Annotated in this window: 21 protein-coding genes and 1 pseudogene; 13 read left to right on the top strand and 9 right to left on the bottom strand. The window is 69.9% G+C overall.

Annotation, left to right across the window (positions count from 1 at the left end; translation table 11 throughout):
- The first annotated feature begins 138 nt into the window (after positions 1–138).
- Positions 139–1383: a C40 family peptidase gene (locus tag IG98_RS0113425; RefSeq protein ID WP_051752043.1), complete on the top strand. Its 1245-nt coding sequence runs from the start codon at positions 139–141 to the stop codon at positions 1381–1383.
- Positions 1384–1406: 23 nt separating this feature from the next.
- Here IG98_RS0113425 and IG98_RS0113420 read toward each other — a convergent pair whose 3' ends face one another.
- Positions 1407–1598, bottom strand: a complete 192-nt coding sequence (locus tag IG98_RS0113420) for an acyl-CoA-like ligand-binding transcription factor (protein ID WP_030910910.1) — start codon at positions 1596–1598, stop codon at positions 1407–1409.
- Positions 1599–1632: 34 nt separating this feature from the next.
- On the opposite strand from IG98_RS0113420, the gene IG98_RS0113415 reads away from it, so the two are divergent.
- The 10 genes from IG98_RS0113415 to phoH2 all read left to right on the top strand — a co-directional run bounded on the left by IG98_RS0113415 (position 1633) and on the right by phoH2 (position 10739).
- Positions 1633–2160, top strand: a complete 528-nt coding sequence (locus IG98_RS0113415) for a hypothetical protein (protein WP_030910908.1) — start codon at positions 1633–1635, stop codon at positions 2158–2160.
- Positions 2161–2451: 291 nt separating this feature from the next.
- The gene (locus tag IG98_RS0113410; RefSeq protein ID WP_030910905.1) at positions 2452–4251 is read left to right on the top strand and encodes a phosphoenolpyruvate carboxykinase (GTP); all 1800 of its coding nucleotides are present in this window, start codon (positions 2452–2454) and stop codon (positions 4249–4251) included.
- A gap of 107 nt (positions 4252–4358) precedes the next feature.
- Positions 4359–5309 (top strand): TIGR04222 domain-containing membrane protein, encoded by a 951-nt coding sequence (locus IG98_RS52485; protein WP_030910903.1) that lies wholly within the window; start codon positions 4359–4361, stop codon positions 5307–5309.
- Complete coding sequence (locus IG98_RS0113400; protein WP_051752058.1) at positions 5302–6147, top strand: MbnB/TglH/ChrH family RiPP precursor modification enzyme; 846 nt, start codon at positions 5302–5304, stop codon at positions 6145–6147. Before IG98_RS52485 ends, IG98_RS0113400 begins: the two co-directional genes overlap by 8 nt.
- Positions 6140–6514 carry an SCO6045 C-terminal-like domain-containing protein gene (locus tag IG98_RS52480; protein ID WP_030910899.1) on the top strand — a complete coding sequence of 125 codons (375 nt, stop codon included), beginning with the start codon at positions 6140–6142 and terminating at the stop codon, positions 6512–6514. The genes IG98_RS0113400 and IG98_RS52480 overlap by 8 nt, the downstream gene beginning before the upstream one ends.
- 71 nt (positions 6515–6585) lie before the next feature.
- Positions 6586–6768 (top strand): hypothetical protein, encoded by a 183-nt coding sequence (locus IG98_RS0113390; protein ID WP_030910895.1) that lies wholly within the window; start codon positions 6586–6588, stop codon positions 6766–6768.
- Between the two features lie 37 nt (positions 6769–6805).
- Positions 6806–7762 (top strand): DUF7064 domain-containing protein, encoded by a 957-nt coding sequence (locus tag IG98_RS0113385; protein ID WP_030910892.1) that lies wholly within the window; start codon positions 6806–6808, stop codon positions 7760–7762.
- A gap of 112 nt (positions 7763–7874) precedes the next feature.
- The gene (locus IG98_RS0113380) at positions 7875–8327 is read left to right on the top strand and encodes a hypothetical protein (protein WP_084195338.1); all 453 of its coding nucleotides are present in this window, start codon (positions 7875–7877) and stop codon (positions 8325–8327) included.
- Positions 8328–8406: 79 nt separating this feature from the next.
- Positions 8407–9174, top strand: a complete 768-nt coding sequence (locus IG98_RS0113375) for an isoprenyl transferase (RefSeq protein ID WP_030910884.1) — start codon at positions 8407–8409, stop codon at positions 9172–9174.
- 242 nt (positions 9175–9416) lie between these two features.
- On the top strand, positions 9417–10739 hold the full coding sequence (gene phoH2 / locus IG98_RS0113370) for an RNA 5'-3' helicase PhoH2 (protein ID WP_084195331.1): 1323 nt from the start codon (positions 9417–9419) through the stop codon (positions 10737–10739).
- 140 nt (positions 10740–10879) lie between these two features.
- On the opposite strand, the gene IG98_RS0113365 is transcribed toward phoH2, so the two are convergent.
- The 3 genes from IG98_RS0113365 to IG98_RS0113355 are packed head-to-tail and all read right to left on the bottom strand — an operon-like array spanning position 10880 to position 13502.
- Complete coding sequence (locus IG98_RS0113365; protein ID WP_030910877.1) at positions 10880–11428, bottom strand: hypothetical protein; 549 nt, start codon at positions 11426–11428, stop codon at positions 10880–10882.
- Entirely contained in the window at positions 11425–12831 is a 1407-nt protein-coding gene (locus tag IG98_RS0113360; RefSeq protein ID WP_030910873.1) for a sensor histidine kinase, read from the bottom strand. Before IG98_RS0113360 ends, IG98_RS0113365 begins: the two co-directional genes overlap by 4 nt.
- Positions 12828–13502 (bottom strand): response regulator transcription factor, encoded by a 675-nt coding sequence (locus tag IG98_RS0113355; RefSeq protein ID WP_030910870.1) that lies wholly within the window; start codon positions 13500–13502, stop codon positions 12828–12830. Before IG98_RS0113355 ends, IG98_RS0113360 begins: the two co-directional genes overlap by 4 nt.
- A 301-nt stretch (positions 13503–13803) precedes the next feature.
- On the opposite strand from IG98_RS0113355, the gene IG98_RS0113350 reads away from it, so the two are divergent.
- Both IG98_RS0113350 and IG98_RS0113345 read left to right on the top strand, forming a co-directional pair.
- Positions 13804–14532, top strand: coding sequence for an aggregation-promoting factor C-terminal-like domain-containing protein (locus IG98_RS0113350; protein ID WP_245651537.1), 729 nt, complete (start codon positions 13804–13806; stop codon positions 14530–14532).
- Between the two features lie 60 nt (positions 14533–14592).
- Positions 14593–16569 (top strand): glycosyltransferase family 2 protein, encoded by a 1977-nt coding sequence (locus IG98_RS0113345; protein WP_084195330.1) that lies wholly within the window; start codon positions 14593–14595, stop codon positions 16567–16569.
- A 27-nt stretch (positions 16570–16596) separates the two neighbouring features.
- Here IG98_RS0113345 and IG98_RS0113340 read toward each other — a convergent pair whose 3' ends face one another.
- From IG98_RS0113340 to IG98_RS0113320, 5 genes and pseudogenes are all read right to left on the bottom strand, one after another.
- The gene (locus IG98_RS0113340) at positions 16597–16797 is read right to left on the bottom strand and encodes a hypothetical protein (RefSeq protein ID WP_030910860.1); all 201 of its coding nucleotides are present in this window, start codon (positions 16795–16797) and stop codon (positions 16597–16599) included.
- A 141-nt stretch (positions 16798–16938) separates the two neighbouring features.
- Positions 16939–17961 carry an alpha/beta fold hydrolase gene (locus IG98_RS0113335; protein ID WP_030910857.1) on the bottom strand — a complete coding sequence of 341 codons (1023 nt, stop codon included), beginning with the start codon at positions 17959–17961 and terminating at the stop codon, positions 16939–16941.
- Positions 17962–18146: 185 nt separating this feature from the next.
- Positions 18147–18305, bottom strand: a pseudogene (locus IG98_RS50430) (MFS transporter); the annotation flags it as partial.
- A gap of 279 nt (positions 18306–18584) precedes the next feature.
- Positions 18585–20642 (bottom strand): helix-turn-helix domain-containing protein, encoded by a 2058-nt coding sequence (locus IG98_RS0113325; protein WP_084195329.1) that lies wholly within the window; start codon positions 20640–20642, stop codon positions 18585–18587.
- A 192-nt stretch (positions 20643–20834) separates the two neighbouring features.
- Positions 20835–21578 carry a 3-hydroxybutyrate dehydrogenase gene (locus IG98_RS0113320; RefSeq protein ID WP_211263967.1) on the bottom strand — a complete coding sequence of 248 codons (744 nt, stop codon included), beginning with the start codon at positions 21576–21578 and terminating at the stop codon, positions 20835–20837.
- Between the last annotated feature and the right edge of the window lie 74 nt (positions 21579–21652).

The raw sequence follows: 21652 nt of genomic DNA, 5'->3' as shown, positions 1-21652 counted from the left end.
GTCTTGGAGGATTTTGCGGGGGGTTTGTAGTCTTTCGGCCGTATCGCAGATAAGGCGATTTTTGGCGGGTTCACGTGCATCGCTGGGCGGTGTACGACACTCTCATAGGGCCGGCCCGGCGGGAGAAGGGGATATGTCGTGTTCGATCGGCGGCCACGTGTCTCCGACCTGATTCGGGAGGCCCGCCAGGACCTCGCCTACCGTCCCCGTCTCCGCTACGACCGCCGCGTCGCCCGTCTGATGAGGCAGGCGGTCCCGATCCTCGCCGTTCTGCTCGTCGGCGTGCTGGCCACCGGTCTGATGATCTACACACAGATACCGAAGGCCGATCCGGAGACGGTCACCATGCGCAGGTCCGTCGCCACCGTGCCGACCCAGGTGGCGAAGCCCGTCCAGTCCGCGCAGGCGCCCGCTCCGGTGGCTCCGCTGACCTCGATGCGGAAACCGCATCTTTTCGTGGTGGCGCCCAAGCCGCTCAGTTCGGCGGTGGTGGCCAAGGTCGCCCAGCTCTCCGGGGTGCGGGCGGTGGAGCGCGCCGACGCCGCGGAGGTGATCCTGGACGGCAAGCGGGTTCAGACGCTCGGGGTGAACCCCTCGACGTTCCGCGCCTACACCCCCAAGCCGACGGCGCGCTCCGACAGGCTATGGCGGAACGTCTCGGCGGGGGAGGTCGCCGTCTCCTTCGTCCTGGGCAACGACGGGGGCATGCCGCTGGGCAAGACGTTCACCACCGCCGGGCAGAACCTGAGGGTCGGCGCCTACGCCACGATGGGCATGGGCGCGATCGACGCGGTGGTCTCCCGGCCGACCGCCCGCGCACTGGGCATCCCGGAGAACAACGCGCTCGTGGTGAGCGCCCCGAAGGCCGACTCCGCGAAGCTGCGCCGCGCGCTCCTGCGGATACTGCCCAAGGGAGGGCAGGTCGCCATGATCAACCCGGTGCTGACGGCCCCCCGGAGCACGAACTGGCCGGCCGGTTCCTTCATGACCACCCCCCAGGTCAGGACCGCGCTCACCGCCGCGATCAGCAAGCTCGGCCGCCCGTACGTGTGGGGTGCGGAAGGGCCGGACAGCTTCGACTGCTCGGGCCTGGTCCAGTGGGCGTACGCCCAGGCGGGGATCACGGTGCCCCGGGTGACGCACCAGCAGTTCGTCTCGGGCCCGCAGATCCCGCTCGCCCAGGCCCAGCCGGGGGACCTGCTGTTCTGGCGGCACGACCCCACCAACCCCGGCTACGTCTCGCACGTGGCGATCTACTGGGGGGACGGCAAGATGCTGCACGCTCCCAGGACCGGCGACGTGGTCAAGCTCGTCCCCGTCACCACCCGCAACTTCGCCGGGGCCGTGCGTGTCAGCCCGGCGGTCGCGGCCCGCGTCCGCTAGGCCCTGCCCCTCGGATACCTCGCCTACCGGGTGCCGGTGAGCGGGAGGCCGGCGGCGAGCTGGACCAGGGCGGTGTCGAGGAGGTCGGGCAGGTTCTCCGAGGGGTTCGCGGCCCAGCGGGCGATGGAGGGGAGCATGGCGCCGAGCACCGCGGCGGCGAAGGTCTCGACGGCGAGGTCGCGGGGATCGCGACCGGTACGGGAGGCGATCTCCATGGACAGCGGCCGCGAACGTTGTAATCTAAATTACATGGAAAAAGATAAAACAATGGAGAAGCTGCGCGGCTGGTTCTCGGGAAGGCTGCCCCGGGAGTGGTTCGAAGGCGAGCCCGAGATCGTGCTGGACCGCGAGGAGATCGCGGTGGTCGGCCGGCTCCGGGCTCCCGTGCTCGGCGACGACGTCTCGGAGGTGGAGCGTTCCGCCGCGCTGGAGGGCGGCATCCTGCGCTTCCGCGAGGAGACCAGGGAGCGGCGCGTGGAGATCGCGCTGGAGGCCGAGCACCGATTCCGCAGGAAGGTCTCCTGGGGGGTCGCGGTGGGCGGCGAGACGGTGATGTTCACCACACTGTCGGTGCCCGTCATGACCAGGCTCAGACAGTCGGAGCGCCGGGTGCTCGACACCCTCGTGGCCGCGGGGGTGGCCCGCAGTCGCAGTGACGCGCTCGCCTGGTGCGTACGTCTGGTGGGCGACCACACCGACACCTGGCTGGCGGATCTGAGGGACGCGCTACGGCATGTCGACCGTGTCCGGGCCGCCGGGCCCGACGTGAATTCCTGAGGCTGGGCAGCGGGAATGGCCGATAAATTGGTCTGAACCTGTCGGCCGATTGGTTTAGACCTTTCTCATTGGCCTATACCAGTGCTGGAAAGGCTTTTTTAGGGCCGTTTTTTCTGGGTAGGGGGCTGCACAGCCCTGCGGCTCCTGCCAGGCTATACACCGCTGGAGGCGCCGGGCCGGAAGCGCCTTGACATCTGATCGCGTGAATTCACTGGTCTACGCCAATTGGATTAAGCGCGGTTCCGTCGTTAATGATGTTTTGGCCCCGTGAAGCGTAAAGGAGCCCGAGCAGTGTCCCTTACCGTAGACGTGAACACCACCAGCCCGACCAGTCATGCGGAACTGGCCGAATGGGTCAGGGAGATCGCCGAGCTGACACAGCCGGACCGGATCGAATGGTGCGACGGCTCCGAGGCCGAATGGACGCGCCTGACGAACCTGCTGGTCGAGCGAGGGACCTTCACACGCCTGGTCAAGCGGCAGAACAGCTTCCACGCCGCCTCCGACCCCAGCGACGTCGCCCGGGTCGAGGACCGGACCTACATCTGCTCAGAGCGCGAGGAGGACGCCGGGCCGACCAACAACTGGATCGCCCCCGCCGAGATGCGCCGCACCTTCGGCGAGATCTTCAAGGGCAGCATGCGCGGCCGGACGATGTACGTCGTGCCGTTCTGCATGGGGCCGCTGGGTGGTGAGATCTCCCAGCTCGGTGTGGAGATCACCGACTCGCCGTACGTGGTCGTGTCGATGCGCATCATGACCCGGATGGGCGAGGACGCGCTGCGGCTCATCGAGGAGCGCGGCGGCTACGTCAAGGCGGTCCACTCGGTCGGCGCCCCGCTCGAACCCGGTCAGGACGACGTGCCGTGGCCGTGCAACGCCACCAAGTACATCAGCCACTTCCCCGAGACCCGCGAGATCTGGTCCTACGGTTCGGGGTACGGCGGCAACGCCCTGCTCGGCAAGAAGTGCTACGCACTGCGAATCGCCAGCACGATGGCCCGGGACGAGGGCTGGCTGGCCGAGCACATGCTCATCCTCAAGCTCACCCCGCCGCAAGGGGAGACGCGCTACGTCGCGGCGGCCTTCCCGAGCGCGTGCGGCAAGACGAACCTCGCCATGCTCCAGCCGACCATCCCGGGCTGGAAGGTCGAGACGATCGGCGACGACATCGCCTGGATGCGCTTCGGCGCCGACGGAAGGCTGCGGGCCATCAACCCCGAGGCGGGCTTCTTCGGCGTCGCTCCCGGCACCGGCGAGTCCACCAACGCCAACGCGATCGAGACGCTCTGGGGCAACAGCATCTTCACGAACGTCGCCCTCACCGACGACGGCGACGTGTGGTGGGAGGGGCTCACCGACCAGCCCCCGGCGCACCTGACCGACTGGAAGGGCCGCGACTGGACGCCGGAGTCCGGCGAGCCGGCCGCGCATCCCAATGCCCGCTTCACGGTCCCGGCCGCGCAGTGCCCGACGATCGCCCGTGAGTGGCAGGATCCCGCGGGCGTGCCGATCTCGGCGATCCTGTTCGGCGGGCGCCGCGCCAGCGCGGTCCCGCTGGTGACGGAGGCGCTGAGCTGGCAGCACGGCGTCTTCATCGGGGCCAACATCGCCTCGGAGAAGACCGCCGCCGCCGAGGGCAAGGTCGGCGAACTGCGCCGCGACCCGTTCGCGATGCTGCCCTTCTGCGGCTACAACATGGGCGACTACTTCGCCCACTGGCTCAAGATCGGTCAGCGTGAGCACGCCGAGTTGCCGCGCGTCTACTACGTGAACTGGTTCCGCAAGAACGACGAGGGCAAGTTCATCTGGCCCGGTTTCGGGGAGAACTCCCGCGTGCTCAAGTGGATCGTCGACCGCCTCAACGGCCAGGCGGAGGCGGTGCGCACCCCCATCGGCCTGCTCCCCGCCGAGCTCGACACCGACGGTCTCGCGGTCTCCGAGGAGGACATGCGGACGCTGCTCAGCGTCGACGAGGAGATCTGGCGGCAGGAGGCGGCGCTCATGCCCGCCTTCTTCCAGACCTTCGGCGACCACCTGCCCCGTGAGCTCTGGGAGGAGTACGAGGCACTCGTCGCCCGCCTGGGCTGACAGCTGCAAAGGGGTCGAAGACGGGGGAAACTTCTGACAGGCTTTGCGCGTCCAATCGAATACCCGGGACGTCACGCCTGCGATCCCTTTCCCCCGAGGAGGCGGACATGGGGTTCCCGCTGTTCGTCATCGCCTTCGCCGCGGCCTTGGCCATCGTCTCCACGGCGTTCACGCTTGGCCGTGAGCACCGCCGGGTCCGCTCGGCGGTGATCCGCCACCACGGCGGGCCACCGACCCCCTACGAGCTCGCCTACCTCTCCGGAGGCCCGCGCCGGGTGGTCAACACCGCGCTCGGCATGCTGGCCAAAGCCGGTGTGATCCGGGTCTCGCGGGGCGGTCAGGTCAGCCTGGTCGCCGGGGCCGTGCCCTCTCCCGACCCGATCGAGCACGCCGTCACGGCGGAGCTCGCCCAGCGTGGCGGCGCCGCCCCGGTGGGCGAGCTCCGCCACGCGGTGGCCGGTGGACAGGCCGTCGACGGCCTGCGCTACCGGCTGCTGGGGCTGGGCCTGCTGGTGCCCGAGAGCGCGCTCGACCACGCGCGGGGACTGTTGAACCGGCTCCTGGTCACCTCGATCGTCGCGCTGGTCCTCGCGGTGGGCATCCTGGTCTCGGGTGTCAGGGGGAGACTCGGCGTCGCGGCGCTGCTGGTGGGAGTGATCGCGGCGCTCTTAGGGTTCTTCGTCTACGCGAGGCACAAGCGGTTGCTGCGCGACGTCCTGAGCCACGCGGGCCACGACGTGCTCGCCTCCGCCCGCCGGACCTACATCCGGGGCGCCCGCCCCGTCGCGCCCGGCCTGGCCTTCGCCGTCGGCATCCCCGTCGCGCTGTACGGGCTGGGGGAGCTCGACGAGCCGGGCCTGGTGGAGGAGCTCCAGCGCCAGAGCGTGAGTGGTTCCGGGAGCGGCTGCGCGGTCGGCGCCTGCGGTGGCGGTGGCGGTGACTTCGGGTCCGGGAGCTGGAGCGACTCGGGTGGCGGGTCGAGTGACGGTGGTGGATCGAGTGACGGTGGCGGGTCCGGTTGCGGTGGTGGGTGTGGCGGGGGCGGTTGCGGTGGGTGAGCGTCCCCCGCTCGCCAACGGGGTGCTCCCGGCGGCGGCCGGGCCGGGTGTGGGCATCGGCTGGCGGCCGGAGATCGACCTGACCGTGGAACGGCTGCCCGGGGTCGACTTCGTCGAGGTCGTCGCCGAGAACATCGACCCGGCCCGGCTCCCCGAGTCGCTGCGGGTGCTCCGCGCCCGGGGAGTGCCGGTGATCCCGCACGGCGTCGGGCTGGGCATCGGCGGTGCCGGGCATCCCGACCCCCGGCGGCTGGCGTGGCTGGCGGACTGCGCGCGTGCGCTGGAGGCGCCGCTGGTCAGCGAGCACCTGGCCTTCGTCAGGGCGGGCGGCATGGAGGCCGGTCACCTGCTGCCGGTGCCGCGTACCAGGGCCGCGCTGGCCGTTGTCGCGGAGAACGTGCGGCGGGCACAGGAGGCGCTTCCCGTCCCGTTGGCCCTGGAGAACGTCGCGGCACTGTTCGGCTGGCCGGAGGACGAGATGACCGAGGCCGCCTTTCTCGGGGAACTGGTGGAGATGACCGGCGTCGGGCTCCTGGTCGACGTGGCGAACCTCTATACGAACCAGGTCAACCTGGGTCTGTCGGCCACCGCCGCGCTGGACGGCCTGCCGCTGGCCGAACTCGCCTACGTCCATGTCGCCGGGGGCCACTCCCGTGGAGGGCTGTGGCACGACACCCACACCGCCCACGTCCCCGAGGAGGTGCTGGACATCCTCTCGGAGCTGTGCGCCAGGGTGGATCCGCCGGGAGTGCTGCTCGAATGGGACGACGACTACCCCAGCGACGGCGCGCTGGAGCGGGAGCTGGGCCGGATCCGCGGCGCGATGTCCGGTGTCTGAGGACGCGGCCAGGGAGGCACTGGCCGGAGCGCAGGCAGCGCTGCTGGCCGCCCTGGTGGCGGGGGAGGAGGCGCCGCCGGGGTTCGACAGGGAGCGGTTGCTGATCCAGGAGTCCAGCCTGATCTCCAAACGGCGCAGAACGGTGGCCCGTCTCCGGCCAGACCTGGCCGCACTGCTCGGTGACGACTTCGCTGCGGAGTTCGACGCGTACGCGCGAGGCCGCCCCAAGCCGCCGGGCGGCTCGCACGCCGACGCCCGTGACTTCGCCGGCCGGCTGCGCGCGACGGGGCGGCTGCCGGAGGAGTCCATCGCCCCTGAGCCCGGCTCCGGGCCCCGCCGATGGTCGCCTTTCGCCAGGCGCCGTTAGAAACTTGCGGCCTTTCCTGTCTCTCCACTGGGTAGTGGACCCCGGGAAGGGAAGTCGTCCCGGAGGTCGGCATGCACATCGCAAAGATCATCATCACCGTGCTCGTCGTGCTCCTTCTGGTCGCCGGGCTGATCGCGCTACGCCTGGCCGTGCACTCCTCGCGCGCCCGCCGGTCGACCGGCGCCGGGGGCCGGAAGGCCGGAGCGACGGCTGCCAAGGGCCCTGTGCGGCGGCGGCGCCGTCGGTTAGGTTGAGCCAGTACATGATCGAGTTCCTGTGCCGGGAGTGACCATGGGGAATTTCGCCGATCACGCGACCTGGCCGCTGCGCCCCGAGGACGAGGGGACGCATCCGGTCGGCGCCGAGCCGCTGTGGAGCGAGTCGGTCTATCTCGACTTCACGACCGAGGACGGCACGCTCGCCGGTTACGTCCGGCTGGGCCTGTATCCCAACTGGAACCGCGCCTGGTACTGGGCGTGCCTGGTCGGCGCCGGCAGGCCCACGGTGCTACTGGTCGATCACCATGTCCCGCTTCCCGGTCCCGACCTCGCGGTGCGGGGCGAGAACTTCCAGGCCACCCACGACGTGACGCTCCCCATGCGGTCCCTGCGGGTGAGCCTCGAAGCAGGGGCGGCCGCCGTCCTCTCCGACCCCGCCCTGGCGTACCGGGACCTGGAGGGCGCCGCCACGACCCCGCTGGCGTTCGACCTGGAGTGGCGGAGTGCCGGCGAGGCCTACCCCTACAGCTTCGTCCCGCGCTATGAGGTCCCCTGCGAGGTCGAGGGGACCATCCGGGTCGGCAGCGAGGAGATCGCCTTCTCCGGTCATGGTGAGCGCGATCACAGCTGGGGAGAGCGTGACTGGTGGGGTCTGTCGTGGTTGTGGAGCTCGGGCCGGCTCGACGACGGCACGTTCTTCCACGGCATGCGGGCGAACGTCGGTTTCGAGATGCCCTGGCCCTGCTTCACGGCTCCGCTGGGAGGGGCACTGGAGCACCGCGAGGGCTTCACCGCGGCGAGCGAGTTCGGGGAGGACGGATTCCCGTCCGGGGCGCGGCTGGAGGTGCCGGGGATGCCGATGACCGTCGTCCCGCTCGCCTTCGCCCCGGTCGCCATGACGTCGCCGGACGGGGAGATCGCCCGCTTCCCGCGGGCCCTGTGCCGGTTCGAGGCCTCCGACGGGCGCCTGGGGTACGGATGGACCGAGTGGCACCAGCCGTCCGGCTGGCGGGGACATGGATGGCGTTGATCACGTTTTGATGGTCTGAGCCGGGGATACCCTCTCTGAGGTGGGGGGAGTGCGTTGTCTTGATGGTTCTTATCTGACCGTTACGCCGGTGGCGTGCCGGGACAGTGTCGGTATGCCGTACGAGATAACGCTCGAACTCCATCGCGACGGCGCGTTGTACGGGACGGTGGGTGAGCGCTGCGGCTGGATTCTCACCCGGCTGGCGCGCGGGGTCGCGGAGGCCCGCGCCGGCCACGAGGCGCGGTGGCCCGATCCCGACGACCGCTTCCCGGGCGACGCGGAACTGTTCGCCTTTCGTTACCGGGCCAGGAACGGCGTCGTCGGCGGGGGTGAACTCCGCTGCCAACTGCGCACCATTCCGATCTGGGTTCCCGGACGGCGAGGATCGGCCGGGGCATGGCGGCTCACCAGGAGAGCGTTCTTGGAGGCATGGGGCGGCGGCGGAGTGGGTATGCGCGCCGTGCTCACTTCGGCTGAGCTGGGGGTTTTCGTGGAGGACATCATCACGGAAGCTGAAGGGTGCCTAGGACCACACAAACCGGGCAAGTCGGCCAGATCCCTGTAGAGGGGGCGGAGGGGTCCGCGGGACGGCGATAATTGCCTGTCAGCGCCCATTCATGGCGGGTGCTGAGGGAGGGGCTCCAATGGGCGTGCGCGATCTCGTCTATCGACTCTACGAGCGCCGGCTCGAAGCGAAGCTGTCCCGTCAGCGGGAGATGTTTCCCCGGCACGTCGGCGTGATCGTTGACGGTAACCGCCGCTGGGCACGCTCGATGGGCATCGACGACGTGAGCCGCGGACATCGCAAGGGCGCGGACAAGATCTCGGAGCTGCTCGGCTGGTGCCGCGAGGCCGGTGTCGAGGTCGTCACCGTGTGGCTGCTCTCCAGCGAGAACATCAACCGTTCCAAGGACGAGCTGGGCTCCCTGATGAAGATCATCGAGGACGTGGTCCAGGAACTCGTGGCCGACGGCTGGCACATCAAGCCCGTGGGTGCGCTGGATCTTTTGCCGGATCACACGGCCCGTGTGCTCAAAGATGCAAAAGAAGCGACATCACATCGTCCCGGTTTGATTGTGAACGTTGCCGTTGGGTATGGAGGAAGGCGTGAGATCGCTGATGCGGTGCGCTCCCTTCTCCAGGAGCACGCGAGCAAGGGCGCGAGTATCGAGGACCTCGTCGAGGTCCTCGATGTGGAGCACATCGCGAAGCATCTCTACACGCGCGGCCAGCCCGACCCGGATCTGGTCATCCGTACTTCGGGAGAGCAGCGGCTCTCCGGCTTCCTGCTCTGGCAGAGCGCCCACTCCGAGTTCTACTTCTGCGAGGCCTACTGGCCTGACTTCCGCAGGGTCGACTTCTTGCGGGCCCTCCGCTCATACGCCGCGCGGCACCGTAGGTACGGTTCCTGAAACAGCACATGAACGGCCCCTTTCGGTCAGTCTTAAGCAGTTGGAAGTAGGGCATTCAGGACGTACCGTAAGAAGTAGGAGAGCACGACTCACCTACGCCGGAGAGGGCCCGCCTTTGCGTCACGATTCGCTGAGGAGAGCCGGTCACCGGTCCCTGCTCGGCATTCTCGTGAGCGGGTCCGAGGCCGGTCCGCATCCCAGCTCATGGCAGGGCGCCGTCCTTGGCGCCCGGGGGAGAACGCGTGGCAAACCCTTCGTCCTCACCCACGTCGCCGGCAGTCAAGCGGCGCACGTACGTCCTGGACACCTCGGTGCTCCTGGCGGATCCAACGGCGATGAGCCGTTTCGCCGAGCATGAGGTGGTCATCCCGATCGTCGTCATCACCGAGTTGGAGGGCAAACGCCATCATCCAGAGCTCGGATACTTCGCGCGCAAGGCGCTGAGGTACCTCGACGACCTGAGGGTGACGCACGGACGGCTGGACGAGCCCATGCCGATCGGCGAGGGCACCATCCGGGTAGAGCTCAACCACAGTGACCCATCCATCCTGCCCGTCGGGTTCCGGCTCGGCGACAACGACACCCGCATCCTGACCGTGGCCCGTACCCTCGCCGCCGAGGGACACGACGTGGTGCTGGTCTCCAAGGACCTGCCGATGCGGGTGAAGGCCGCCTCCATCGGTCTCGCCGCGGACGAGTACCGCGCCGAACTCGTGGTCGAGTCCGGCTGGACAGGCATGGCGGAGCTCCAGGTGACCTCCGATGACGTCGAGACGCTCTTCGAGCACGGCACCGCCGACCTGGAGGAGGCTCGCGACCTGCCCACCCACACCGGCCTGCGACTGCTGTCGAGCAGGGGATCGGCGCTGGGCAGGGTGCTGCCCGACAAGTCGGTGCGGCTGGTGCGCGGCGACCGCGAGGTGTTCGGCCTGCACGGCCGCTCCGCCGAGCAGCGGATCGCGCTCGACCTGCTGATGGACCCCGAGGTCGGCATCGTCTCGATGGGCGGCCGGGCGGGCACCGGAAAGTCCGCGCTGGCCCTCTGCGCGGGCCTGGAGGCGGTACTGGAGCGCCGCCAGCACCGCAAGGTCATCGTCTTCCGTCCGCTGTACGCCGTGGGCGGTCAGGAACTGGGCTACCTGCCGGGTTCCGAGAACGAGAAGATGGGCCCGTGGGGCCAGGCCGTCTACGACACCCTGGGCGCGGTCACCACGCCCGAGGTGATCGAGGAGGTGATGGACCGGGGCATGCTGGAGGTGCTCCCGCTCACCCACATCCGCGGTCGTTCCCTGCACGACGCCTTCGTCATCGTGGACGAGGCGCAGTCGCTGGAGCGCGGGGTGCTGCTCACCGTGCTGAGCCGGATCGGCGCCAACTCCCGGGTCGTCCTCACCCATGACATCGCCCAGCGCGACAACCTGCGGGTGGGCCGGCACGACGGCGTCGTGGCGGTGGTGGAGAAGCTCAAGGGGCACCCGCTGTTCGCGCACGTCACACTGACCCGCTCGGAGCGCTCGCCGATCGCGGCGCTGGTCACCGAGATGCTGGAGGACATCACGATGTGACGGGTGTCCTGGACCTCCAGGCATGATCGTGCGAAGCGCGGTCGCGGGTGTCGTGAGGCACCCGCGACCGCGCTTCGCGCGTCGTTCGCGGGTCGGCGGGCGCCGGTCGTGGACCACGGACACCGGGCGTCAAGGAGCGCTCACGGCGGCAGTCGCACGCCGGGGGCCGCGAGCTTGCGGAACTCGAAGCAGGTGTGCTCGCCCATCGACTCCGGGACCCCGGGGAAGAGCCGGGTGATCTCGACGCTCCAGATGCTCTCCTGCTTGTTCTGCCGGATGGTGCAGGTGATCTGGGCGAGGCCCTCCTTGGAGAGCTTGCCCTCGCCCGTGATGATCACATTCAGCCGGTAGCCCAGGCTGTCGTCCGGATCGTTGCGCTGGTCGGTGTTGTCGGAGTACCGGGTGGTCTTGGTGTCGTAGTGGCTGAAGTTGTTGAGCGCGCTGGTCAGCCCCCGTTTCGGCGGCTGCTTGCCCGCCCGGAAGAGGGTGTCGATGATGTTCTTGGCCGAGTCGGAGACCACCGGGATCCTGGCCGGTTCCAGCCGTCCGTCACGGAGCAGATAGACGGTCACCCAGGTCGGGCTGTAGCTGATCACCGGCGGGCGGCCGTAGTCCTGGACCTCGGTGGGAGAGATGCCGCATCCGCACAGGACCGCGAGGGCGACGAGCAGGCAGGTGAGGCGTCTCATGCCGGGGGCAGCCAGACCGTGAAGAGGGTTCCCGGCCGCTGCGCGCGGACCGAGATCGTGCCGCCGTGCAACTGGGCGTTGGCCCGCGCGATGGACAGGCCGAGTCCGCTGCCGTCGCCCCGGGCGCCCGCCTTGTAGAAGCGGTTGAACACAAACGGCAGATCCTTGGCGGGGATGCCCTTGCCGTGGTCGCGCACCTTCACCTCCAGACCGTTCGGGGTGCTGCGGGCGGTCACCATCACGGGGGGCTCACCGTGGCGTAGGGCGTTGCCCACCAGGTTGGCCACGATGACGTCGAATCGCCTGGGGTCGACGGAGAAGACCAGTCCCTGGGGCACGTTCACCCGTACCTGGTCCGACCAGCCGCGCATCTCCAGGCAGTCCCAGATCACGTCGATGATGTTCACCGTGTCCACGTTCAGCGTCGCGGTGCCCGAGTCGAACCGGCTCGCCTCGATGAGCTGCTCCACCAGGGTCCGCAGCCGCGCGATCTCCCGCAGCACCAGCTGCACGGCGGCCGCGGGCTCGGGTGGCAGCCGCTCGGCCTCCTCGGAGAGCATGTCGGTGACCGCGGTCATCGCGGTCAGCGGGGTCCTGAGCTCGTGGGAGACATCGGCGACGAAGCGGCGGGACATCGCCTCCAGCGAGCGGAGCTCGGAGACGCTCCGCTCCAGGGCGGCGGCGGTGTCGTTGAACGTGGCGGTGAGTTCGGCGAGCTCGTCCTGACCCTGCACGGGCAGGCGGGTGTCCAGGTGGCCGGCGCCGAGCGCGCGGGCCGCGGAGCCGAGCCTCCTGACCGGCAGCAGGAGCTGCCGAGCCGACAGCAGTCCCAGGGCCAGCGCGATGATCAGCATGGCGACGCTGGCGACGGCCAGCGGCTGCCGCAGGCCATTGAGAAGGCGCTCCTCCTCGATGAGGGGGGCGAACACGTAGACGGTCATCCCGGTGGGCTGGGCGGTGTGGATGGGCTCGATCCGCCAGACGGGGGTGCCGATGAGCAGCCACATGTCGCCGTTGACGACCTGCCGCTTGGCGACCATCCGCTGGGTGGCCCTGGCGGCGAGGTCGCCGGGGACGTCCCTGATGCCGAATTCGCCGTCGGGGTAGAGGTAGTCCTCGTAGCGGACCACCACCCTGCCGCCCTGTGGGCGCAGGCTCTTCTGCAGCGCGCTGATCTCGTCGTCGGTCGGCGGGCTGTCCCCGGGCCAGAGTGCGCCGATGGGCACCCTGATGCCCTCCAGGATGTCGCGTACTTCGCTCACGGCCACCTGCTCGGCGCGTCCGATCATGCGGATCTTGACGAACTCGTAGCCGATCCCGGCGACCAGCGAGGAGGCGGTGACGGCGATCAGGGTGAAGGTGATCACCAGACGGCCGCGCAGGCCGGTGTGGGTACGTTTCACGGTGGGCTGAACCGGTAGCCGAATCCCCGTACCGTATGGATGAACTCGGGCTCGGCGGGAACCGCCTCTATCTTGGCGCGGACCCGCTGGACACAGGCGTCGACCAGCCGGGAGTCCGCGACGTGCGTGTGGTCCCAGACGGCCCGCAGCAGGTATCTGCGGTTGAGCACCTGGCCGGGATGGCGGACGAGTTCGAGCAGGAGCCGCAGTTCGGTGGGGGTGAGGTGGACCTCACGGCCGCTCAGCGACACCTTGAGCGCGCCCCTGTCGATGACCAGGTCGCCGAAGGTGATGCGGTCGGAGGCGACCGACTCCATCCGGCGCAGAACGGCGCGGATGCGGGCGTCCAGCACGCGCGGCTCGACCGGCTTGACCACGTAGTCGTCGGCCCCGGCCTCCAGCCCCACGACCACGTCGAGGTCGTCGCCCCTGGCGGTGAGCAGGATCACCGGCAGCTGGTCCAGCCTGCGGATGCGGCGGCACACCTCGACGCCGTCGATGCCGGGCAGCATGACGTCCAGGATGGCGATCTCGGGGCGGCGGGACCTGATGTGCTCAAGCGCCTCCTCACCGCTGGCGTATGCGGTGACGGAGTGGCCCTGCCGGGTGAGCGCCAGTTCCAGCCCGGTCCTGACCGAGGGGTCGTCTTCGACGAGGAGGATGCCTGCCACCGGGTAATCATTCTCCCAAGGCTTGGATGGATCTGCCAGGTCACGAACCCCGACATAGGGCAAACAGTACCCGAATAAGGCAGTCAAGCCGTGATTCGGACGCTCCTGTGATCACATAGAGAGGCGAAGCAGCACCGTAGGGTAAAATGTGAGCAAAATCACTCCCATCTTTTCCTGGCCGGGAAAGCGCTCGTGGCCTGGTGATTAGCTTAGGAGAAGCCCGGTGGATCTCGTATGGCGCCGACCAACTCCTCCGTTCTGGTTGCGGACCACCCCCCTCCGCACGGCAAGCTCATAGGTCGTGAGTCCAGGATCACAGCAACTGAAGGACCGCTCGGCGGCGCCCCGTGCCCGTCGCTCGAACCGCAGAACGGCCAAGACGAAGACGCCGGGCCGTCTGACTCCCAAACGCGTCCTGATCCTGGGCACCGCGGTCGTGATCGTGGTGGGCGGCGGAGCCTTCACCGCCTACACCGCGATCCAGAACGCCTCGGCCCCGCCCACGCAGCCGCTCACCCTGGATGAGATGGCGCAGATGCTCGGCTCCGACCCGTTCGGCTCCGACCTGGAGTCCGACATGCTGAAGGCCCAGGCGGCCCAGGCGCTCAAGGCCGACAAGATCGCCGCCGAGCGGGACAACCGTGAGGTGCTCAGCCCGGTCAAGATCGTTGACGAGGCGCCGGGCGGTGGCGGGTTCAACCCGCAGCGGCTCCCCCCGGGCACCGCCAACCCGACCGGCAACAGGGCGCTGGGCAAGCAGATGCTGGAGTCCCGGGGCTGGGCCGACCAGTGGGGCTGCCTGGAGAAGCTCTGGATGAAGGAGAGCGGCTGGAACGAGCGCGCCATGAACACCTCCAGCGGCGCCTACGGCATCCCCCAGTCCCTCCCCGGCCACAAGATGGCCAGCTCGGGAAGCGACTGGCAGACCAACCCGGCCACCCAGATCGAGTGGGGGCTCAGCTACATCAAGGGCCGCTACGGCACGCCCTGCGGGGCCTGGGCCCATTCCCAGGCCAAAGGCTGGTACTGAGAGACCAGGACTCGGCAAGTCTGACCGCCTCCCGGCCCCGGGCATCGCACCCTTGGCCGCATGGATGTGAAGGTCAGCGTGGTAGTGCCGGTGCACAACCCCGGTGATGGCGCCGACGCCTGTATCCGGTCGGTGCTGGAACAGTCGATGGCCTCCGACGACTACGAGGTGATCTTCGCCGACGACGGCTCCGATGACGGGATCCAGCAGCGCCTCGACGCCGTGGCCGCGGTGCGGTCGAACGTCAAGGTGCTCCACCTTGAGCGGACCGGATCGCCGATGCGCGGCCGCAACGTCGCCCTCATGGTGGCCAGAGGCGAGTACGTCTACATGCTCGGCCAGACCGACCGTCTGGAACGGACGGCCCTGGAGCTGATGTACTGGCGTGCCGTGGAGACCGAGGCCGACATCCTCATCGGGCGGCTGGTCGACGACCGGAAACCGCCCTCCCCGGTCTTCGACGTCAACCGTGAGCGTGCCGACGTGGTCAAGGACCGGTTGCTCACGCTGCTCACCCCGCACAAGCTCTTCCGCAGGGCCTTTCTCGACGACGAGGCGCTGAACTTCTCCGACCCCGGCGGGCGCCTGGCCGAGCAGGCCTTCGTCGTCCGCGCCTACCTGCGGGCCAAGATCATCGTGGTCATGGCCGACCAGGTCTGCTGTCACGTCGCCGAGCGGCCCGAGCCGCTCCAGGACCCGTACGTCTGGGCCGCCGAGCTGCGCGAGCTGCTCGACATCATCGACGACGAGGTCCCCGAGGGCCCCAGGCGCGACCGGATGTACGCCCAGTGGTTCCGCACCGCGGTGCTGCGACGGCTCGGCGGAGGCACGTTCGCCACCTCCTCCCTGGGCAGGGCGGCCACCTTCACGACCCTGCGCGAGCTGGTGGTCCAGCGCTTTCCGCCGCGCCTCGACCTGCTGCTACCGGTGCAGTTGCGGGCCCGCGCCGCGCTGCTGCGGGCGGGCAGGCTCGACCAGCTCGTCATGCTGGCCGGAGCCAGCCAGGGCATCCACCTCCAGGCCGACCTGACGGACGTCGTCTGGGACGACGGTGTGCTCACCATGGGGCTGACCGTGGAGATCATGCAGTCCGACGGCACCCCGATGCGCTTCATCCCCTACGGAGAGGACGGCCTGCTCTGGGAGCCTCCGGTGCCCCTGGACGGGCTCCGCCTCCCCCCCGAGATGGCCGACGTCAGCCAGGCCGCGGCCAGGGCACGGTTCGAGGTCTACATCAGGCACGAGGAGACCGGGGTCGTCTACTTCCTGCCGGTGGAGTGCTCGATGATCCGCTGCCGTCACCGCAACGGGGTCAGGCTCCAGGTCACCGGCACAGCCCGGCTGGACGTCGACTCGGCGGCCGTGGACGGTCCGCTGCCGCCGGGGCTCTGGGAGATCCACGTGCGCATGTACGGGGGGGCTCAGCAGGCCCGTACCCGGGTGACCGGATCCCCGCTGAACTGCACCGGGGTGGTCGCCGACTACTCCAAGCGGCTGGTCGTCCCCTGGTGGTCGGACCGGGGAGAGCTGGGGATCTGCGTGGAGCCCCGCTCGTTCTCCGAGTCGATCGTCCTGGTCTCGCCGGGTACGACGGTCATCAGGCAGCGCAAGCACGTCTTCGTGGTCGTGCCCGTGCCGTACGTGCCGCCGAGCGGGGGGCCGCCCGTGGAGCTGGTGCTCCGCCAGACCACCGGCAGGGAACGCGAGGTCGCCGCGCCCGCCCTGGTCGAGCCGGGCGTCCCCGGGCAGCTCGCCGGGCGGCTGATCGCCAAGATCCCGACCCGGCTGGCGTACCGGGAAGGCTTCCTCGCGCCGGGCGTCTGGGCGCCCTTCCTGCGGGTGGACGGCAAGGAGACCGGGCTCCGCTTCAAGATGGAGATGAACCGCGGTGGGCGGGTGGAGATCCTCAAGTCCGCCGCGGCCCGGCCTCCCGAGCCCTGGTACCCACTGCTGAAACGCCTCGCGCTGCGGATACCGGGGGTCAGGAACGCGGTCCGGGTCACCAAGACCGTGCAGCGCCGCTACATGCTCAGCTGAGCCGGTCACCCGTACCGCACGGCCATGTCAGGTGCCGAGACGGCACTCGTTGGGCAGGTCACCGCCGGAGGGCCTCGGCAGGGTCGCGCTCGGCGGCGGGTTCTGCCCGCGCTCCACCCAGTCCTCCATGGCCTCGAACGCGCTGCGGAAGCACGGCAGCAGCGGGCGAAGCCTGTCGGGGTAGGCGGCGTAGAGGCTGTCCACCACCTGGTGCTCGGCCCCCGGCACCAGAACCCGGTCCAGCCGGGCGCAGTGCGCGGGAGCAGTCCCCGCGCTCGCCGCGGGGCCGCCCGCCAGGAGAGCGGCGAAGACGGCGGCAGCCGAGCCCTCCGGCCCAGCCGCGACGCGATGGTGTTGCCATGGACACGATCAGCTCCGCTTCAGGTGGTCGTTCAAGGCGGTGCGGAACTCCTCCGGGCGCTCGATGTGCGGGCTGTGACCGGAGTCCAGGACGATCTCGGTGTACGGGCCGTACCGTTCCAGGGCGGCGCGGGTCTGGGCGATCATCGGCTGCGCCGGGGTGCCGGGGGAGCCTGGGACGACCCCCAGCGCGCCCAGGTGGGCCAGGTCGAACAGCGAGGTGTCGGAGACGATCACGTCGGCCTCGCCCCTGATCCACAGGATCGGCGGCTTCGGGTCGATCGTGTGCAGGTCGTCGAGCCGGAAGTTCGGCGGTGAGAAGGAGTTGAGCACGCCCCGCGTGCCGGGACGCACCCCCGGCCACTCCTCCGACGCCACCACGTCGCCCGGGTAGTGGTCATCGCCGACCCGCGTGGAGAGCATCGACGCGACCAGGGCGTCTTCGTCCTTGATCACGGTGCCGGGCTTCACGTACGTGGTCCGCATCACGTTCCTCGGTGATGCCGGGGAGTCGTCGGAGGTGTCCCCCGCCGCGAGCAGCCTCACGAAGTCCGGGTTCGCCGACCCGCCGCCGGCGCCCGTGCCGTCGGGGTGGTTCAGCACCCCGTCGGGGCCGTGCGTGCCGCCGAAGCCGTACGGGGAGACCGGGTTGACCAGCGTCACGCTCCGCACGCCGGCCGGCCGGTCCCGCAGCGCCTGCATCACCACCCCGCCGCCCATGCTCCAGCCGACCAGGTGCACGTCGTCCAGCCCGAGGGCGTCGACGAGGGCGAGCACGTCGTCTGAGTAGTCCCGCAGGCCACGGGTGGCGTCGACCGGGGCCGGCTCGGTGTCGCCGAAGCCACGCAGGTCGACGGCGAGCGGCCGGTGGCCCGCCTCCGCCAGGGCGAGCAGCGTGTCCCGCCAGAAGGCGGAACTCGACACGTTCCCGTGCACGAACAGCACCGTCTCGCCACCCGCCGTCCCATCGGCGGCGGACAGTACGTTCTGGGTGATGCGGGCGGTGGGTACCCGCCGGTTCTCGATGCGCATCGGATGCCTCTCCATCATGCTCGGTGGGTGGTCGGGGCCTCGTCGCGGGTGCCGAGGGTGACGAGGTCACGTCCCCGGGTCTCACGTGAGACGTACACGGTGATCAGGGTGAGTACGGCGGCGCCGACCACGTACAGCATGGCCGGCAGCGACGACCCGTAGGCGCTCAGCGGGGCCAGGCCGCGCAGGGTGCCGGTCAGCGGCTCCGACCCGGGGAAGAAGAGCTTCGGGAAGACCAGGGCGGCGGCGGAACCGTAAAGGAAGAAGTCGTACCACTCGATCGTGGTGCCGATGAGGCTGCCGCCGACGATCTTTCCGATGGGTGTTCGGGTTTTCTCTGCCATCTCACTCACCAGGGGGAGTCGCTGTTGGGGGGATTCCGGCTACCGTACGTAGTGACCGGCGTCACTCCTATGGGGGTGACAGCCATAGCCGACAGGCGTCCTATGTGGGTGTTCGGAGCCGCCGCGCGGTACGCCCGAGGTGGGCCACGACGCCATGCGGGCGGGGCCCGATGCGGCCGTGGCCGACCATCGGGCCGGGGCCGGGCGGGGTGTGATCGGGTGGCCGGCTTCGGCCGCCGAGGTGGGGACGGCCACGCGGCCGCGGGATCAGCTGCGGGGTCAGCCGCTGAGGCGGTGCAGGCGGAGGGCAAGTTGGATCTCCAGGGCTCGGTCGGGGGCCTGCCAGTCGTCGCCGAGGAGCTGGCCGATCCGATCCAGGCGCTGGGTGACCGTGTTGACGTGGATGTGCAGGGCCTCGCTCGTACGCGACAGCGAGCCGCCCACGCCGAAGTACGCGGCGAGCGTCCGCACCAGCGTGGTGCCCTTGCGGGCGTCGTAGTCGACCACCGGGCCGAGCGTCGAGGTGAGGAACGCCCCGATGTCGCGTCCCTCACCGACCAGCAGTCCGACGAAGCCGAGCTCCCTGGCGTCGGCGCCGTCTCCGGCACGCCCCAGAGCCACCAGGGCGTCGGCGCAGCGCTGGGCCTCCCGGTGCCCCGCGGCCACCTCGGCGGCGCCGCGTACGGGTCCTCCGGCGCCCGCCGTGGCCGGGTGGCCCAGCGAGGCGCTCAGTTCGGTCGCCACCCGCTTCGCCAGCAGGCCGGGCCGGTCCCCCGGCAACAGCAGGACCACCTCGTCACCGCGCTGGGCGGCCAGGCCTTGGTGCAGGGCCGCCTGGGAGGACGCCCAGAACGCGGCCCGCTCCCGCCCGCCGCCGTGGCGGACCACGACCACCACGTGGTCGGCGTCCAGGTTCACCCCCACCCGCCGGGCGCGGTCGGCCAGGCCGTCGAGGGCGGGCCGTGAGATCAGGTCGTCGAGCAGCTCACCCCTGACCCGGCCCTCCGCCTCGGCCACCGTACGCCGGAACAACAGCAGCAGCGCGGTGACCAGCGCGGCCCGTTCCAGGATGCGGTGATCGGCGTCCGACATCCGCACGCCGTTGCGCAACACCAGCGTGCACAGCGGTTCCGTGCTCACCTCCACCGACGCGACCAGCAGGTTCCCCCGCCACACGGTGCGCCCGAGCGTCCTCGACGACCGCGCGGCGTCCGCGATCACGTCCGCCGCCTTCCGCGGCGGCTGCCCGGCGCTCTCCTTGCGCCCGGCGCCGGACCTCCGCGCCGACCTCTGTGCGGATCTCAGCGCCGACCTCTGCTCGGATTCCGCCCGGTCGAGCGTTTCCTCGTCCAGCGTGCCCTCCAGCACGCTCGCGTCCCCGGCGATCGGACGACCGGCGTCGTCGAGCACCGTCAGCGAGCCACCGAGGACCTCCGTCACCACCGCGGCCACGTCTTCGACCCCGCCGCCGCGCAGCACCAGACCGGCCATCCGGTCGTGCGCGAGAGCGGCGCGTTCCACCGCCTGGCTGTGCGCGTTCACCTGCCGGCTGGCCTCGCTGAGCTCCTCCAGCGCGTTCCTGGTCTCCTGCAGCAGCCGGGCGTTGTCGATCGCCACCGCCGCGTGCGCGGCCAGCGAGCCCAGCAGCACGACCTCGTCCTGGGTAAAGGGCCGCACGCTCCGGTTGGCCGCGAACAGCACCCCGATCACCCGCGTGCCCAGCTTGAGCGGCACGCCGAGGATGGCGACCAGCCCCTCCTCAAGCACCGCGTCGTCGATGTCGCTCTTGTGCCGGAAGCGCGCGTCGGCGAAGTAGTCGGCGGTCGAGTACGGGGTGGCGGTCTGGGCCACCAGCCCGCCGAGACCCGCGCCCATGGGCAGCCTTAGCGCCCGGAACTTCGCCGAGACCGATCCGTCGGTCACCCGCATCCAGGTGTCGCCCCGCTCGGGGTCGTGCAGCGTCATGTAGGCCGCATCGGTGCCGAGCAGCTGCCTGGCCCGGTGCACGATGGCCTCCAGGACGGCGTCCAGATCCCGTAGTCCCGCGAGGTCGCCGGCCGTGTCGAACAGCGCGGACAGTTCCGCCTCACGCTTCGCCCTGCGCCGCAGCAACGCCCGTACCTTCAACGCGGTGAGCTTGGCCTCCTCCAGCTCGGCCAGTGCCTCCGCGCCGATCCCGGCGCTCCTCGCGGCGAGAACGGGTCCTTCGAACTCGACCGCCGACGCCTCCCGGGCCAGCAGCTCAAGGAAGACAGTGTTGTTGGCGACGCGTGTTGTTGGCGACGCTGCGCGTCGCGGTTCGGACGCTCTTGTCCGGCTCCTTCCCTCGTCGTTCATCCGCTTCGCTCCTTTACTCCTCAGTCCAGTCGCCGGCGCGTCCTCGCGGGTAGTCCCTTGAGATGGGGCGTTTGGCCCGTCCCTGTGTTGTGTCCTTACGTGTTGTTGGCGACGCTGGCGCGTCGCGGTCCGGCCGCTGGGATCCGGCTCCTTCACTCTTCAGCACAGTCGCCGGCGCGGTCTCGTGGGGGGTCAGCGGGCGGTCCAGCCGCCGTCCAGGGGGAGGGAGGCGCCGGTTATGGAGGAGGCATGCGGGCCGCAGAGGTAGGCGACGAGTTCGGCGACCTCCGCGGGTTCGATGAGCCGTTTGACGGCGGCGGGGGCGAGCATGATCTGCTCGACCACCTCGTCCCTGCCGATGCCGTGGGTTCCGGCCTGGGCGCCGATCTGGTTCTCCACCAGGGGAGTGCGGACATAGGCGGGGCTGACGCAGTTGGAGGTGACGCCGTGCGGGGCGCCCTCCAGGGCGATCACCTTGGACAGCCCTTCGAGAGCGTGTTTGGCGGTGACGTACGCGGACTTGTAGGGCGAGGCGCGGAGCCCGTGGACCGAGGAGATGTTGACGATCCGGCCCCAGCCGCGCTCGTACATTCCCGGCAGCGTCTCCCTGACCAGCAGGAAGGGGGCCTCCACCATCACTTTGAGTATTCTGGCGAACACCTCGGGGGGGAACTTCTCGATCGGGGCGACGTGCTGGAATCCCGCGTTGTTCACCAGGATGTCCGTGCCGGGCGGGATCGCCCGGGTGAAGTCCGGTGCCGACAGGTCCGCGACGACGGGTGTTCCCGAGATCTCCGCGGCGACCTTGGTCGCGGCCTCGGCGTCGATGTCGACCACCAGTACGTGTGCTCCGGCCTCGGCCAGCCGGTGCGCGCAGGCGCGCCCGATCCCGCTGCCCGCGCCGGTCACCACGGCTCGTCGACCCGCTAGGTCCATCATGCTGCCGAATCTAGGCAATGACCTGAATCCCAGCCCATGTAGCCCACCCCCACACTCCATTCCCGGTATAT

This window comes from Streptosporangium amethystogenes (genome assembly GCF_000721075.1).
In the GTDB taxonomy this organism is placed as follows: Bacteria; Actinomycetota; Actinomycetes; order Streptosporangiales; family Streptosporangiaceae; genus Streptosporangium; species Streptosporangium amethystogenes.
Note: the sequence above shows the minus strand (reverse complement) of the source record. Positions and strands in the feature narration are given on the sequence as shown.

What these genes read in the sequence shown, in the direction of transcription:
- IG98_RS0113420 (WP_030910910.1), bottom strand. Translation starts at nt 1,598, where the DNA reads ATGGAGATCGCCTCCCGTACCGGTCGCGATCCCCGCGACCTCGCCGTC.
- IG98_RS0113415 (WP_030910908.1), top strand. Translation starts at nt 1,633, where the DNA reads ATGGAAAAAGATAAAACAATGGAGAAGCTGCGCGGCTGGTTCTCGGGA.
- IG98_RS52485 (WP_030910903.1), top strand. Translation starts at nt 4,359, where the DNA reads ATGGGGTTCCCGCTGTTCGTCATCGCCTTCGCCGCGGCCTTGGCCATC.
- IG98_RS0113390 (WP_030910895.1), top strand. Translation starts at nt 6,586, where the DNA reads ATGCACATCGCAAAGATCATCATCACCGTGCTCGTCGTGCTCCTTCTG.
- IG98_RS0113385 (WP_030910892.1), top strand. Translation starts at nt 6,806, where the DNA reads ATGGGGAATTTCGCCGATCACGCGACCTGGCCGCTGCGCCCCGAGGAC.
- IG98_RS0113380 (WP_084195338.1), top strand. Translation starts at nt 7,875, where the DNA reads ATGCCGTACGAGATAACGCTCGAACTCCATCGCGACGGCGCGTTGTAC.
- IG98_RS0113375 (WP_030910884.1), top strand. Translation starts at nt 8,407, where the DNA reads ATGGGCGTGCGCGATCTCGTCTATCGACTCTACGAGCGCCGGCTCGAA.
- IG98_RS0113365 (WP_030910877.1), bottom strand. Translation starts at nt 11,428, where the DNA reads ATGAGACGCCTCACCTGCCTGCTCGTCGCCCTCGCGGTCCTGTGCGGA.
- IG98_RS0113345 (WP_084195330.1), top strand. Translation starts at nt 14,593, where the DNA reads ATGGATGTGAAGGTCAGCGTGGTAGTGCCGGTGCACAACCCCGGTGAT.
- IG98_RS0113335 (WP_030910857.1), bottom strand. Translation starts at nt 17,961, where the DNA reads ATGCGCATCGAGAACCGGCGGGTACCCACCGCCCGCATCACCCAGAAC.
- IG98_RS0113325 (WP_084195329.1), bottom strand. Translation starts at nt 20,642, where the DNA reads ATGAACGACGAGGGAAGGAGCCGGACAAGAGCGTCCGAACCGCGACGC.
- IG98_RS0113320 (WP_211263967.1), bottom strand. Translation starts at nt 21,578, where the DNA reads ATGGACCTAGCGGGTCGACGAGCCGTGGTGACCGGCGCGGGCAGCGGG.